This window comes from Deinococcus betulae (assembly GCF_020166395.1).
GTDB lineage: Bacteria > Deinococcota > Deinococci > Deinococcales > Deinococcaceae > Deinococcus > Deinococcus betulae.
In genome coordinates this window covers 44,084-57,723 of record NZ_JAIQXU010000007.1, presented here as the reverse complement: position 1 = coordinate 57,723, position 13,640 = coordinate 44,084, and the positions used below count along the sequence as shown (strand labels likewise).

Genomic DNA, 13,640 nt, shown 5'->3' with positions numbered 1-13,640 from the left:
AGCACCCCCGCAAGCGTCTGGACAGGTGCGGGTGGCAGTCCCCCTGGGGGCTAGGTGAACGTCAGGTCAGGCTCTAGACTGCGCCGAGGCCATGTCTGCTCCGCCCTCTTCTGTGTCCCAGTGGCGCACCCGAACTGCTGCCCAGGCGCTGCGAGCCTTTTCGGCCTCGCGCGCGCTGGTGCTGGCGGCGCTGCTGCTGACCCAGGCGCTGACCCTGGCTGCCGCCCTGTGGACCGAGCGTCAGGCCCAGGAGCGGGGGCGGCGCGCACAGACCCAGGCCAACCTGACCCAGCTGACCCGCGTGACCGCCGAGAGCGTGCGCGCCCACCTGCACACCGCTGAACAGACGGTGCGCCTCAGCAGCGCCAACCTGCGCTCCGAGCTGCTGCCTGCCGATAACCCGGCGCGGCTGCTGGTGGGGTTCGGGGCGCTGCTGGACAACGTGCCGCAGCTGAGCAGCGTCATGGTGGGCCACCGGGACGGCCGCTTCGTCTTTGCGCAGCGCCACGGCCCGGCCAACAAGGGCCGGTTTACGCGCGTGATTGAGGTTCGGCCGGCGCGCCAGATGATTGACCGCACCTACAGCGCGCGCGGCAGCCTGCTGAACACCTCGCGCGCCGACGACGGCTACGACCCGCGCACCCGTCCCTGGTACAGCCTGGCGCAGGCCCGCGCCGGGCAGGTGGTCTGGACGCCCCCCTACGAGTTTGCGACCTCTCACCAGCCCGGCATCACGGTGGCCGAGGCCACGGTGACCCCCAGCGGCCCTCTGGTGGTGGCGGCCGACGTGCAGACGCAGCAGCTGGCCAGCCTGCTCTCGGCGCTGCCGCTGGGGGCCCAGAGCCGCGCCTTCCTGACTGATGCCAGCGGGCATGCCATCGCCACCTCGCGGCCCTGGCCACAGACGACGGGCGACGCCCCGCTGCTGGCCGAGGTGGCCGACAAGCCGCTGCGGGCGCTGCTGGACCCCCAGGGTCGCCTTCAGCTGTACCCCAGAGCCCAGTGGCTGCGGGTGGCGGGGCAGACCTATGTGGCCGTGGTGCAGCCGGTCCAGATGCAAAGCGGCGAGCCGTGGCTGGTGGGGGTCTACGGCCCGGCCACCGACTTTACGGGCAGCGGTGGGCGGCGCGGCATGTGGCCCCTGGTGCTGCTGGCCAGTCTGCTCAGTGGCCTGCTGGCCTGGCCCCTGGTGCGCCGCGCCACGCACCCCATCGCCGAATTGCAGCGCCAGGCCACCACCGACGCCCTGACCGGGCTGCCCAACCGCGCCAGCTTTCTGGCCCAGCTGGACGAGCAGTTGCGGACCCCTGGCCCCGGCGCCCTGGGCGTGGCCATTTTTGACCTGGACGGCTTTAAGGGGGTCAACGATACCTTTGGGCATCCGGTGGGCGACGAGGTGCTGCACGCGGTGGGCGCGCGAATGCTGGCAGCGGCGCAGATTGGCGACACCCTGGGCCGCCTGGGCGGAGACGAATTTGCCCTGCTGGTGCAGGCGGCCACCCCCGAAGAAATCCGGCTGCGCGTGGAAGGGGTGCTGGACGCTGTGGGCCGGCGGCCCATTGCCGCAGCAGGCCTGACGCACGCCCTGACCAGCACGGCGGGGCTGGCCTTCTTGCCACCCGGCGTGCTGACCACGCCGGGGGTGATGCTGGCCCGCGCCGACACCGCCCTGATTCGCGGCAAACGGCGCGAGAAGGGCCGGGTGTGGGTGGACGGCGAAGTCACCATGCCCACGCTGTTCCGCTGACCGCCGCGTGGCATGCTGGGGCCATGACTCAAGTGATCAGCATTCAGGTAAGTGGCCACGGCGAGATTCAGGCGCAGGCCGGCGAACGACTGGTCCTGGCCCTGGAGCGGGGCGGCGTGGACATCCTGCACCGCTGCGGCGGCGTGGCGCGCTGCACCACCTGCCGCGTGACTTTCGAGGCCGGGGAACCCGACGCCATGACGGCCGCCGAATACGACAAATTGCAGGAAAAGAACCTGCTGGACAGTGCCCGGCTGTCCTGCCAGATCGAGTGCGCCGCTGGCATGAGCGTCACGCCCCTGCAAACCGCCCGCAGCAGCGGCCTGGAACCGGGCAAGGCCCCCGCCGAACAGATGGAGCCCGAGCCGGTGTGGACCACCCGCCCCGGCGCCTCTACTGAAGGCTAAGACGGCTTTCAGACCAGGGAAGAGCCAGACCCCAGCGCACGCCCGGAACTCTCTCTTCGGCAGCGCCGCTCTGAAAAACGGCGCTGCTTGAAGCGTTTGTGCCGCTGGCAGGGTCAGAGGCCGTATTAGGCGGCCTATCAGGTGACACTCGCGTCATTCCACTGGCACGGCCCCTTGCCGAAACTGCTCGCGTGAAATCAGTCTTGCCAGAGACGCTCCCGCTGTGAGTCTCCGGAGCCGTGGAGGGCGCTCCGTCCAGGCCACCTACACCTGAACGCAGCGTCGCCGCTCAACTGGCCTCAGCCTCACTGACCTGCGCTCCCAGGGGCCCCTGGACCCCGGCCCCCGCCACTGTGGTCATCCGTTACCGCGCCAGCGCCGGTCGGGGCCAGCGGGTCGGTCACCGCTGGCGTCCATTTCTCGTTGCCGCAGCTGCAGACCGGGCGCGGCCCAGGGTGAACCTCGCCGGCACTGCCCTGCCGCACGTCCCCGCAGCCCAGGCAGGCCACTGGCCCCCAGTAGTCCTCTTCTGGCCCCAGCACACGCGGCCATTCCAGGTCCCAGGGCGGCACCACTGGCAGGCCGGGCGGGGCGTCTTTGGCATGCACGAAGACCGTCATGTTGCCGTCCTGTTCAAAATAGGCCCGCTGCACCTCGCCCATCTGCCGCACCCCCTCGGCTCGCAGGCGCTCGAAGACGTCTTCGCGGCTGAGGTTAGCCCGCTCCAGCGCCTGGCCCTTCAGGATGCCGTCCCGAATCAGTTCGACGGGCTCGCCCTCAATAAAGACCTCGACGTGCTCGCTGCGAATCACCAGATGCGACAGCAGACGCTGCAAGCCCACCACCAGCCCCAGCACCAGCATGCCGTGCAGCAGCGGCACCTCTGGATAGAACATCGGGTCACCCGCCGCCGAGCCCAGCCCAATCACGATGGCCACTTCCAGGGGACTGAGCTGCGCCAGGCCGCGCTTGCCGGTGACGCGCAGCAAGAAGACCAACCACAGAAACATCAGGGCGGTGCGGAAAACGATTTCCAGCAGGAACAGCGGGGGCAGGTCGCCCAGGAACATGCGGGCCAGGTCAAACGGCACCATCTGGGCGGCTTCAGCGCTCATGGGACTCCTCGGTGGGGTAACCCAGGCCCGCCAGAATGCGCGCCCGGTCCCAGCCGGTCAGGGCGGCCAGCGCCGAGAGCGTGGTCTCGAACGCCGGGCCAGGAGGCAGGCCGCGCAGCTGCCGCCACAGGCCGTTGCGCCGCCGCAAGAAGTCGGTCGTGGGCATAGAGCTAGAGTGTAGGCCTGACTACAGGTTCGGGGCCTTGAGAAAGGTTTTAAGCGTCAGGACAATAAATGTCCGGGCCGCGCAGGGACACGCCCGAGCGGTGGCAGAAGCGGGGCCTGACGCCACACACCACCGGCACCACGCCTCAGCTTGAAGGTAGAATGGTGCAGCCGACACCCTGACCCTGCTCTGCACTTGTGCTGGACACACGGGCTCTTATGCCGCTGGCTAGTGAAGACCGAGCGTCTGGGCTGCTCTTCCTGGCACCTTAGGGTGGAAGCTCACCCCAGAAGAAGTGCCCCACCCCCGCGCAGCGGGTGCACTTACGCCAGCACGCCCGGCACCTTGAGGCAACTGACCCAGAACGTGGCTCCCTGGTTCACCTTGCCTTCTCCCCAGGCGCGGCCTCCCATGCGTTCGGCCAGGCGCCGCACCACCGCAAGGCCCAGCCCGGTGCCCTCGCAGGCGGCGGTGGGATGTAGGCGGCCAAACAGGTCGAAGGCCTTGTCCTTCTGCCGCATGTTGAACCCCAGTCCGTTGTCGGTCACGCCCAACAGGTACGCGCCGTCTACTTCCTCAATTCGCAGCTGAAGGCGCGTCACGTCGCGCGTGCGGGTGAACTTCAGGGCGTTGAGCAGGTATTCCTGCAAGATGATTTGCAGAGCCTTGCTGTCGCCCAGCACGGTGGGCAGGTGGGGGGCAGACAGCTGCACCTCCCGGCCTGACAGAGCGCCCCGCAGGTCCTTGCGCACTTCGGCCAGTACCCGGTTCAGGTCTACAGGACTCAGCCGCAGCCGCAACTGCCGGGCCTGCACGTACTGGTCCAGGGCTTCAAGCAGGCCAAATGTGGTCCCGAGGACCTCTTGCACAGTCTCCAGGTGAGGCGCGGGACGGCCGTTCGGGCGCATCTCTTTCTGGTGCAACTTCAGGTAGCCCTGAAGGCGGGACAGGTGAAGGTGCAGCTGCGTGTGGGTCGCGCTCACCACCCCATGCACTTCCTCGTCCAGCCGCCGATTCCTGACCTCATGCTCCTGAATCTGCCGCTCCAGCCGTTCGGTTTCATTCAGCAGAAACAGGTGGCCTTCTTTCAGCGGCGTGACATTCGTGACGACAAGGTGGCACCAGGGCGTTTCCTCCGACCCGTCTGAGAGGCTTGCGGCCACGAGTACCGACTGGGTGCCGCCGTCCGGCAGCAGCACCAGCAGCTCTTCTTCCACACGTTCCGCCGTGTCAAAAACCCGCTTGAGCAGTGTGGTCAGTGTATGCTGGGACGCCGGAGACAGAAGCGGTCCCAGGCGGCGCCCGGTCAACAGGTGGGCCGGCCGACCAAGCACAACTCCAGCCTGAAGATTGGCCTCCAGAACGCGGCCTTCGGAAGTTAAAAGGAAAGCCCCTTGCGGCGCGTGGATAAAGAGGCGCCGGGCCTGCTGCGCCGTGGCCTCAGCAGCCCGGAGCTGACCCTGGAGACTCTGAAGCTCGGCCTGCAGCTGAGCGGCGGAGGCGACTGACGTGAGCACGTCAGGCCGACTGACATGGTCAGTGTGACTCATGGTGGTCCTGGGGTTGAAGCGGCGCCTTGAGAATGAGTCCGGTGGAGACTTCAAAGCCAGGGGACAAGGCTGAATGTCAGCGGTGCGGCCACCGTACCATGACGGCCAAAGGCGCAGTGTGACCCTGACGGTCACTTGAACTCTATGTTCACCTTCCTGAATGTCAGCAGGCACCGGGTCACCCCAGCGCCTCTGGCGTTTGCCCCAGCCTAGCGGTGCAGGGCGTTGTCGCGGTTGTGTTCCGCGAAAGTGTGGTTCACGTAGATCTTGCGGTCCCGTCCATGCAGGAAATACAGCGCCTGGCGGCCGTCCCCCAGGGTGCGCTGGGGTGAGAGCACCGCCAGCAGAGCGGCCTGGCCGGGATTGTTGATGGGACCGGCGGGCAAGCCGACGCGGGTGTAGGTGGAATACGGCGTGTCGCGGGTAAAGTCCCCGGCGCTGCGGTCCAGCTGGGGCAGGTCCTTGCCCAGCCCATACGCCACGGTGGGATCGCTGCCCAGGGTCATGCCGACCTTGAGACGGTTCAGGAACACCCCAGCGATCAGAGGCATCTCGCCGTTGTTGGCGGCCTCGGCCTGCACCATGCTGGCCAGCACCACCCAGTCGCGCACGCCCAGACCCAGCGCCTGGGCCTTGGACACGTTGGCGGGCGTAAATTCGCTTTCCATGCGCGTGACCAGGGTCTGCACCATCTTGCGAGGCGTCTCGGCTGGCCGGAAGTCGTAGGTCGCCGGAAACACGAAGCCTTCGAGGTTGGGCTGCTGCCCGGCGTGGCGGCTGAGCCCCGTGTCTTTCAGCGCCGCCGCGATGGCCGCGCCGTCAAAGCCCGCCTTCTGGAAGATGGCCGGCAGGTCCTTGATGCGGCGGCCTTCCGGAATCGTGACGCTGACGGTGGGAATGCGCGCCGGGCCCGCCAGTTTGTCAGCCACCTGCGCCAAGGTCAGCTGGCCACTCAGGTCATACAACCCTTCTTTCAGGCCGCCGGCGGTGCCCTCGCGGCGCATGTACAGGCGCAGGGCGTCGGCATTTTTCACGATGCCCTTGCCCTGCAGGGTGGCCGCCACGCGCGCCAGGGTGTCGCCGGGCTTGACCTCCAGCGTGTAGGGGGCGCCGCCCGCCGGTTGCAACAGGCTGCGGACATACAGCGCCCCGCCGCCTGCCCCCAGCAGCACCAGCAGCACCAGGCCCAAGAGCAGCTTGACCCACAGGGGCGCGCCGGGTTTCCGCAGGCGGGTCATGCGGTCACCGCTTGCAGGGGGGCGGCGGCCAGCCGGGCGCGCAGGTCATCGTCGGCGGGGGGCCGCGCCCCAAAGCGCGACACCACCCAGCCGCCCACCTGCACGGCCAGCTGCGCGGCGCGCACAGCGTCGCCGTGGGTCAGCCAGCCCGCCAGAAAGGCCCCCCCGAACGAGTCGCCCGCGCCGGTGGCGTCCACGGCGCGGTCGGCGGTGGCCGGCACCTGCACCCGCGCCTGCGCCGGGCCCTCGATCAGCACGCCTTCATCGTCCAGCTTCATGACAATCAGGGCGTCTGGAAAATGGGTGCGAAACCAGGTCATCGCCTCGTTGCGGGTGGCGTACCCACTCATGGCGCGGGCCTCGTCGTCGTTGGGAAACAGCACGTCAAAGGGCACCTCGTCCAGCACCGCCAGGAAGGTCTCGCGGCCCATGCCCTGAATCATCTGAAAGCTGCCGGGGTCCAGGCTCAGGGTCGCGCCCCCGGCGCGCGCCAGGCGGGCCGCGTGCAGGGCGGCGGCGCGCGGCGGGTCACGGAAGAGGCTCCAGGCGGTCAGGTGCAGGTGGCCCGCGCCGTTCAGGGCGCGGGCCGGCACTTCTTCGGGCAGCAGTTCCCAGTCGGCGCCCTGGCCCGTCAGCATGGCCCGCTGGCCCCGGCGGTCAATCAAGCCCAGAATGACGCTGGTGGGGTGAACATCACTCAGGATCAGGTGGCCCTCCACGCCCTCGGCGGTCAGTTCGGCGGTGGCCAGTTCGCCAAAGCGGTCGCGGCCAATCTTGCCCACGAAACGCGCGGGATACCCGGCGCGGGCGGCCCAGACGGCCAGGTTGGCCGCGCTGCCCCCGCCGAACAGCTCGATTCGGCCGGTGGTGTCCCCGCCCGGCAGCAGAAGGGTATCGGGTTTCGCCAGCACGTCCCAGGTCAGGTCACCCAGCGAAACAAGTGCAGAAACATCGGTCATGGTTGCCCGGCAGCATACCGTCCCCGAGGTGGGCGTCCGGCGGGGGTCACCTGACCTTGAGGGCGCGGCGCCGCCCCGTTACCATCGGCGCCGTGCCGTCTGCGCCCCTCTCCCCTGTTTCCCTGGCCGCCCGGCTCCGGGGGACCAGGCGGTGTAGTGGGCAGGCATGGTGTGGTGGGCAGACATGAGGCGTCCCGGCTTTGCGGTCCTGGGCCGGGGCGACCTGCTGCGGGCGGCGCTGCCAGCCCTATTGTCGGGGGCGCTGCTGCTGGCGGCCTTTCAGCCGGCCCACCGCGCCCTGACCCAGCCGGACAGCGTGTGGCACGGCGACAGCGCCCAGACCCTGCTGCCCGACGTGCAGACCTACGCCCTGACCCTGCGGGACCCGGCCGCTTCGCCCCAGGACGTGCAGGCCAGCCGCGCCCGCGCCCTGGCCAGTCTGGGCCGCGCCGAGACCGACCCGGCGTTTGCGGGCGCCGCCCCCCGACTGACCCAGCTGCGCCGCCTGCTACGCAGCACGCAGCCGCAGGACACGGCCCAGGCGCTGCGGCTGGCCCAGACCTGGACCCTGGCCGCGCAGCGCCAGCTCAGAGCGCGCCGGGCCGAGGTGCGGCAGGTGCTGCGGCGCATGGAATGGATGGTGACCCTCAGCGCCCTGCTGACCGGCCTGCTGGGCACCGCCCTGATCGGGCGCGCGCTCGGTCATGCCCGCCAGGCGCAGCAGGGGCGCCTGGCGCGCGAAACCCAGCACCGCCAGGCCCTGGGCATGGCCGCCCACGAACTGCGCCGCCCGCTGCAGGCCCTGCTGCTGGCCACCGACGCCCTGCGCGCCACGACCAACCTGCGCGCCCGTGAAAAGCTGCTGGGCGTCATAGAGGAGCAGGCGGCGCACCTGGCCGCCCGCACCGAACTGGAACGGCTGGACGGCATGTACGTCAACGTGGTGGCCGCTCCGCAGCCCACCGACCTGGCGACCCTGGTGGCAGAGGTCGAAAGCGCGCGGGTGCGGGTGCGGCGGCCCAAGGGCGAGGTGATGTGGCCAGTCGACAGCGCGCAGCTGCGCCAGGTGCTCGAAAATCTGGTCGAAAACGCTCTGCGGTACTCGGCTGGGCCGGTCCTGGTGACGTTAGAGGCTGCCAGTCCCACGCAGGGGCCGCAGCTGCGGGTGACCGACCGGGGGCCAGGGCTGACCCCGGCCCAGCGGGCCACCGTGCTGACCGCCCCTCACCCTCTGCCCCGGGCGGCCGGGGGGCGCGGGCTGGGGTTGCCGCTGGCGTACCGGCTGGCGCTGGCCAACGGCGCCCAGCTGACCCTGCACGAAGCGCCCGGCGGAGGGCTGGAGGCTCGGGTCACGTTTGCCGGCCCCTGAGCGCCGCCCTGAGCCGTGGCCTGTCATGCTGAGGAATGCCGTCAAGACCGTGGCACCCTGCCGTCCGCCTGACCCCTCTCCTTTTGGCTGTTCTGTGGCTGTCAGCCACCGCGCTGGCAGGAACGCACAGCGCCGCCGGTGCTGAACCCCACAGTGGCCCCCCCGCCTTCCTAACGCAGCTGACCCTCCTTCTGGGCGTCTCGGCGCTGGCGGCCTACGCCTCTTTTCGGCTGCGGCTGATGCCCATCATCGGGTTTCTGGTGGCGGGCGTGCTGGTGGGACCCGGCGCCCTGGGCCTGATCCGGGAACCGGAACTGATCGCCGCCGCGTCCGAAATCGGCGTGATGCTGCTGCTGTTTACCATCGGGGTGGAATTCAGCCTGGAGCGCCTGGCCCGCATCACCCGCCTGATTTTTCTGGGCGGCGGCCTGCAAGTGGGCCTGACCCTGCTGGTCACCCTGGGACTGGGCCTGGCGCTGGGGGTGGGGGCCCCGGACGCCGTCTTTACCGGCTGCCTGATCGCCCTGTCCAGCACCGCCATCGTGATGAAACTGCTGGGCGAGCGCGGCGAGACGAACGCCCGCACCGGGCAGGTGACGCTGGGCATCCTGATTTTTCAGGATCTGGCGGTGGTACTGATGGTGCTGCTGGTGCCCATGCTCGCCGGGCAGGGCGGCGGGATCAGCGGTATGGCGCTGGCGCTGGCCAAGGCGGCGGGCATCATCGCGCTGGTGCTGGTCGCGGCGCGCCGGGTGGTGCCGCGCGTCATGGAGGTGGTGGCGCGCACCTGCTCCTCGGAAATCTTTCTGCTGACGGTGGTGGCGCTGTGCTTTGGCACCGCCAGTCTGACGGCCGCCGCCGGGGTCAGCCTGGCGCTGGGGGCCTTTCTGGCCGGACTGCTGGTGAGCGAGAGCCGCTACGGCGCACAGGCGCTGGGCGAGATTCTGCCGCTTCAGATTCTGTTCAGCGCGGCGTTTTTCCTGTCGGTGGGCTTGCAGCTGAACCTAGGCTTTCTGGTCGGCAACCTGGGGCTGGTGCTGGGCGCGGCGGCGGCTATCGCCCTGCTGAAGGTGCTGGTCACGGGCCTGAGCGTACGCCTCCTGGGTGAGGACGGGCGCGTGGCCCTGCCCGTGGCGCTGCTGACCGCCCAGGTGGGCGAGTTCTCGTTTGTGCTGGCAGCGACGGGCACCGCCCTGGGCCTCAGCTTTGCGGGCCTGGGCGAGCAGGGGGGCGGGGTCTTTATCGCCGCCACGGTGTTGCTGATGACCCTGACCCCGGCACTGGCTGGGCTGGCCGGACCGATTCTCGCCCGCCAGGCGCCAGCAGCCACAACACCAGCCGCAGAGGCGCCCCTGCCCGACGCCGCGCCCCACGGCCTGCCCATCGCCGGGCGGGTGGTGTTTTTCGGCTATGGCCCCCACGCCCGCCTGGCTGCCCGCGCCCTGAGCCGCGCCGCGCAGCCTTACAGCGTGGTCACCCGCAGCCCCGACGGCGCCAGCGAACTGGAAGGCCGGGGCGCCAGTGTCCTGATCGCCGACTACACCCGCGCCGGGCTGCTGCGTGAACTCGACATTGCCGCCGCCCGCGCCGTGGTGATTGCCGACGACGACCACGACACCACTGAACGGGCCATCGGCGTGCTGCGCACCGTGTCGCCGGACGTGACGGTCATCACCCAGGCCACCTCCCCCGAGGGCTACCAGAGTCTTCAGGCGCTGGGCGCGCAGCATGTGCTGCTGCCCAAACGAGAGGTGGCCGCCGGCATCCTCGACCTGCTGACCCCACCCGAAGTCCCGCGCGCCAAGCTGGCCCAGCACCTCGCTGAGCGGCCCCCCGTCACCCTGAGTCCCGAGCAGCAGGCGCAGTGCGACCACGCCGCCGCCAACGCTGGCCCCACCACCCCCGAGGCCGACGTGTGCCTGGCGTGTGTGGCCCAGGGCGACACCTGGGTTCACCTGCGGGTGTGCATGACCTGCGGGCACGTGGGCTGCTGCGACTCGTCCAAAAACAAGCACGCCACCCGCCACGCCCGCGCCCAGGGGCATCCGGTGATTCACTCGGCCGAGCCCGGCGAGACGTGGGCCTACTGCTACGACCACGGCTGGACGAAATAGGAAGCACACCGGATGTCCGCGTCTGCATTCACAAAGACAATTTGACGGTGCAGGGACAGGTGAGCCACAGCCTAGAAGTTGTGGAAGGTCGGCTGGCTCGCCGCCCACGTCAATAGGCCTGAGAAATCATCTGTTTTCAGAAACTCGGCTGCGTGCGCCCACAGTGCGGCGCCCACCGCATCAACAGCCTGCACACAGGCCAGAACGTCACTTGCTACCTGCTGTGCTGGAGTCGCCAATAGAACCTGGTAAGGGGCATCCATCAGACGGATCGTCACCCGGCCATGGATGAACCACGAGTCGCTCCAGGTCAGTGCCAGGCTCCAGGTCAGGCCCCCACCATTTCGGAAGTCGAGGCCAAAGCTTGCCCAGTACTCCACTTGAGTCTCGTGAACAGCCAACCGGCGGAAGTCGGTGTGGTGATGCACGGAGGCGACCTGAGAGGCGTGGGCCAGCCGCAGCAAACGTTCCAGCTCAGGCCCCTGCAAGACAAAGCGGGCCAGCGCGTCAAGCAGCCCCATAGCCTGCTGGCTTTCCTCACCCTGCTCAGGAGAGCTGCCCCGGACCATGAATGCTTCACTCCACCCCTGGCGCCGTCTGTACCGCCCGGAGGGCCAGCAGCGAGGCCGCCACGTCCAGCGCCGCGTGCAGCCCGTACACCCACAGGTCAGCCGCCGGACGCTCTCCACTCAGGCCCGCCACCGGCACCAGGTTGACCACCCCGATGGCTAGGCTCAGGGCCGCTGCGGCATTCAGCCACGACCCCAGGCGAGCGCGGCCCGCCACCTCCAATGGGGCCGCTGCAAAGCGCACCAGCGTGCCGTACACAGCGTTTTTGGCCAGAATGAAGCCCAGTTCCACTGTGGCCAGCGCGGTCAGGGCCACCGGATTGGCCTCGGGCAGAAAGCCGGCCAGGTACACGAAGAGACTCAGGCCCCACAGGGCCAGCCGCAGCGAAGTCAGCCAGGGAAACAGGGCGCGCAACGAGCGCCACACGCCGTCTTCCTCGGGGGTGGGGGCAGGCCGGGTGTAGCGGGCAAACACCTGCGTCCACCACACCAGCACCACCGCCGCCAGAAACGTGCGCGCCGTCCCCAGCGCGCCCAGGTCGTTGGGCGGCCACCCCGAGGCCAGGCTATAGGCGCACAGGCCAAAGGTGGCCGCGACCAGCCCCCAGAGGGCCACGAGTGCGGCCTGGCGCCAGCGAGTCGCGGTCATGGTGTGGCCTGGACGGGGCGTTCAGCAATCGGGAGGCGCCAGGGTAGAGGCGCCCCACACCCTCGGCCCAGAGGTGCTTGCCCCTCAGGCGACGTCATAGCCCCAGCTTGGCCTGAAGGCGCTCACGCACCACCTCAGGCCGGGCCTGACCACCGGTCGCCTTCATCACCGGGCCAAACAGCGCGTTCATGGCCTTGGCGTTGCCGGCCCGGACCTTGTCCACCGTGGCGGGGTCGGCCTGCATGGCGGCGTCAATGGCAGCGTCAATGGCGGCGGTGTCGGTCACCACGGCCAGCCCACGCGCCTGCACCAGTTCGGCCGGGTCGTGGCCGGCCAGCACCTCGGGCAACAGGTCTTTGGCCACGCGCCCACTGATGGCGCCCTCATCAATCAGGCGCACCAGGGCCGCCAGATGGGCCGGGCGCAGCGCCGACGCCTCCAGCCGCTGCCCCTGGGTGGCCAGCAGCCCCGACACGTCGCCCAGCAGCCAGTTGGCGAGTTTCTGCGGGTCGGCGCCCAGCGGCAGCGCCGCGTCGTAAAAGCGCGACAGGTCCACGCTGTGGCTCAGGGTATGGGCGTCACCCGGACGCACGCCTGCGGCCAGGTAGCGCGCCTGCTTCTGGGCGGGCAGTTCAGGCATGCGGGCCTGCACGCGCGCTCTCCACTCGGGGGTGATGTCCAGGGGCGGCAGGTCGGGTTCGGGAAAATAACGGTAGTCGGCCTCGCCCTCCTTGGTCCGCATGACAAAGGTTTTCTGGCCGCCCTCATCCCAGCCCAGCGTGTCCTGGGTGATACGCCCGCCGGCTGACAGCACCCGCGTCTGCCGGGCGGTCTCGTACTCGATGGCGCGGGCCACCGAGCGGAACGAGTTAAGGTTCTTGACCTCCACCTTCGTGCCCCAGGGCTCGCCGGGCCGGTGCAGACTGAGGTTCACGTCACAGCGCATCTTGCCTTCTTCAGGGGCGGCGTCGCTGACGCCCAGGGCCTGCGCGATGGCCTGCACCGCTTCCAGAAAGGCGCGGGCCTGCTCGGCGCCCGTGATGTCGGCCTCGGTGACCATTTCGAGCAGCGAGGACCCCGCGCGGTTGAGGTCTAGCAGCGAGTACGGCGCGTAGGTGGGGTGGGTCAGTTTGCCCGCGTCGTCTTCCAGGTGGGCGCGCTTGATGCGGATGCGGCTGACCTCGCCGCCCTCCAGCGTCACGTCCAGGTGGCCGTCACGCGCAACGGGGCGGTCGTACTGCGACAGCTGAAAATTCTTTGGAGCGTCCGGGTAAAAATAGTTCTTGCGGTGAAACTGGGTGGGCCCAGACACGTCGCAGTTCAGGCCCAGGCCAAACATCATGGCCAGTTCTACGGCTTCACGGTTCAGGGTCGGCAGGGTGCCAGGGAGCCCCAGTGTAAAGGGGTCTGTCAGGGTGTTCGGCTCTGCGCCGTGATAGTCCTGTGGGCAGGCACTGAAGATCTTGCTGCGTGTCTTCAGTTGCAGGTGAACCTCAAGGCCAATAACCGCCTGGTACGACATAAGGGCAGCATAGCGCCGCGCCCGGACCAGCACAGGCGAGGACTGCTTTTGGTTGTCTCCACAGCACAGCGGGCTTCCATACCTGTAGCAACCCACTACAGGTTAGGGGCTGTTACACACGGCGGCGAGTCTCAAAACAGCCCTGAAAGTTGGAAAACACCCTAGGATGTCAGCCTCCCAGGGGAAGACGCTGGTGGCGTCCTGAGTGCCAGCCGACCTCACCAAAGCTTGCTTC

General features: G+C 69.0%; 12 protein-coding genes. 4 read left to right on the top strand and 8 right to left on the bottom strand.

The window, feature by feature from the left end; translation table 11 throughout:
• The first annotated feature begins 91 nt into the window (after positions 1 to 91).
• Together K7W42_RS07350 and K7W42_RS07345 are read left to right on the top strand one after the other, a co-directional pair.
• Complete coding sequence (locus K7W42_RS07350) at positions 92 to 1,747, top strand: sensor domain-containing diguanylate cyclase (protein WP_224573521.1); 1,656 nt, start codon at positions 92 to 94, stop codon at positions 1,745 to 1,747.
• 23 nt (positions 1,748 to 1,770) lie between these two features.
• Positions 1,771 to 2,154, top strand: coding sequence for a 2Fe-2S iron-sulfur cluster-binding protein (locus tag K7W42_RS07345; protein ID WP_224573520.1), 384 nt, complete (start codon positions 1,771 to 1,773; stop codon positions 2,152 to 2,154).
• Between the two features lie 305 nt (positions 2,155 to 2,459).
• Here K7W42_RS07345 and K7W42_RS07340 read toward each other — a convergent pair whose 3' ends face one another.
• From K7W42_RS07340 to K7W42_RS07320, 5 genes are all read right to left on the bottom strand, one after another.
• Positions 2,460 to 3,269 (bottom strand): DUF421 domain-containing protein, encoded by an 810-nt coding sequence (locus K7W42_RS07340; RefSeq protein WP_224573519.1) that lies wholly within the window; start codon positions 3,267 to 3,269, stop codon positions 2,460 to 2,462.
• Entirely contained in the window at positions 3,259 to 3,435 is a 177-nt protein-coding gene (locus K7W42_RS07335) for a hypothetical protein (protein ID WP_224573518.1), read from the bottom strand. Before K7W42_RS07335 ends, K7W42_RS07340 begins: the two co-directional genes overlap by 11 nt.
• Positions 3,436 to 3,758: 323 nt before the next feature.
• Positions 3,759 to 4,985, bottom strand: coding sequence for a sensor histidine kinase (locus K7W42_RS07330; protein ID WP_224573517.1), 1,227 nt, complete (start codon positions 4,983 to 4,985; stop codon positions 3,759 to 3,761).
• A 209-nt stretch (positions 4,986 to 5,194) separates the two neighbouring features.
• Positions 5,195 to 6,223, bottom strand: coding sequence for an endolytic transglycosylase MltG (gene mltG, locus K7W42_RS07325; protein WP_224573516.1), 1,029 nt, complete (start codon positions 6,221 to 6,223; stop codon positions 5,195 to 5,197).
• Entirely contained in the window at positions 6,220 to 7,182 is a 963-nt protein-coding gene (locus tag K7W42_RS07320; protein ID WP_224573515.1) for a carbohydrate kinase family protein, read from the bottom strand. The genes mltG and K7W42_RS07320 overlap by 4 nt, the downstream gene beginning before the upstream one ends.
• Positions 7,183 to 7,366: 184 nt before the next feature.
• On the opposite strand from K7W42_RS07320, the gene K7W42_RS07315 reads away from it, so the two are divergent.
• Positions 7,367 to 8,551, top strand: coding sequence for a sensor histidine kinase (locus K7W42_RS07315; protein WP_224573513.1), 1,185 nt, complete (start codon positions 7,367 to 7,369; stop codon positions 8,549 to 8,551).
• Positions 8,552 to 8,634: 83 nt separating this feature from the next.
• A complete protein-coding gene (locus K7W42_RS07310) occupies positions 8,635 to 10,665 on the top strand; it encodes a cation:proton antiporter domain-containing protein (RefSeq protein ID WP_224573512.1) in 2,031 nt (676 codons plus the stop codon).
• A gap of 71 nt (positions 10,666 to 10,736) precedes the next feature.
• Here K7W42_RS07310 and K7W42_RS07305 read toward each other — a convergent pair whose 3' ends face one another.
• The 3 genes from K7W42_RS07305 to gatB form a co-directional block, all read right to left on the bottom strand.
• Positions 10,737 to 11,186 carry a hypothetical protein gene (locus tag K7W42_RS07305; RefSeq protein ID WP_224573510.1) on the bottom strand — a complete coding sequence of 150 codons (450 nt, stop codon included), beginning with the start codon at positions 11,184 to 11,186 and terminating at the stop codon, positions 10,737 to 10,739.
• Positions 11,187 to 11,241: 55 nt separating this feature from the next.
• Positions 11,242 to 11,883 carry a hypothetical protein gene (locus K7W42_RS07300; RefSeq protein WP_224573508.1) on the bottom strand — a complete coding sequence of 214 codons (642 nt, stop codon included), beginning with the start codon at positions 11,881 to 11,883 and terminating at the stop codon, positions 11,242 to 11,244.
• A 94-nt stretch (positions 11,884 to 11,977) separates the two neighbouring features.
• Positions 11,978 to 13,405: an Asp-tRNA(Asn)/Glu-tRNA(Gln) amidotransferase subunit GatB gene (gatB, locus tag K7W42_RS07295; RefSeq protein WP_224573506.1), complete on the bottom strand. Its 1,428-nt coding sequence runs from the start codon at positions 13,403 to 13,405 to the stop codon at positions 11,978 to 11,980.
• Between the last annotated feature and the right edge of the window lie 235 nt (positions 13,406 to 13,640).

Excerpts from the sequence above, each read along its gene's own strand:
- K7W42_RS07350 (WP_224573521.1), top strand. The coding sequence starts at position 92 with ATGTCTGCTCCGCCCTCTTCTGTGTCCCAGTGGCGCACCCGAACTGCT.
- K7W42_RS07345 (WP_224573520.1), top strand. The coding sequence starts at position 1,771 with ATGACTCAAGTGATCAGCATTCAGGTAAGTGGCCACGGCGAGATTCAG.
- K7W42_RS07340 (WP_224573519.1), bottom strand. The coding sequence starts at position 3,269 with ATGAGCGCTGAAGCCGCCCAGATGGTGCCGTTTGACCTGGCCCGCATG.
- K7W42_RS07335 (WP_224573518.1), bottom strand. The coding sequence starts at position 3,435 with ATGCCCACGACCGACTTCTTGCGGCGGCGCAACGGCCTGTGGCGGCAG.
- K7W42_RS07330 (WP_224573517.1), bottom strand. The coding sequence starts at position 4,985 with ATGAGTCACACTGACCATGTCAGTCGGCCTGACGTGCTCACGTCAGTC.
- mltG (WP_224573516.1), bottom strand. The coding sequence starts at position 6,223 with ATGACCCGCCTGCGGAAACCCGGCGCGCCCCTGTGGGTCAAGCTGCTC.
- K7W42_RS07320 (WP_224573515.1), bottom strand. The coding sequence starts at position 7,182 with ATGACCGATGTTTCTGCACTTGTTTCGCTGGGTGACCTGACCTGGGAC.
- K7W42_RS07315 (WP_224573513.1), top strand. The coding sequence starts at position 7,367 with ATGAGGCGTCCCGGCTTTGCGGTCCTGGGCCGGGGCGACCTGCTGCGG.
- K7W42_RS07305 (WP_224573510.1), bottom strand. The coding sequence starts at position 11,186 with ATGGGGCTGCTTGACGCGCTGGCCCGCTTTGTCTTGCAGGGGCCTGAG.
- K7W42_RS07300 (WP_224573508.1), bottom strand. The coding sequence starts at position 11,883 with ATGACCGCGACTCGCTGGCGCCAGGCCGCACTCGTGGCCCTCTGGGGG.
- gatB (WP_224573506.1), bottom strand. The coding sequence starts at position 13,405 with ATGTCGTACCAGGCGGTTATTGGCCTTGAGGTTCACCTGCAACTGAAG.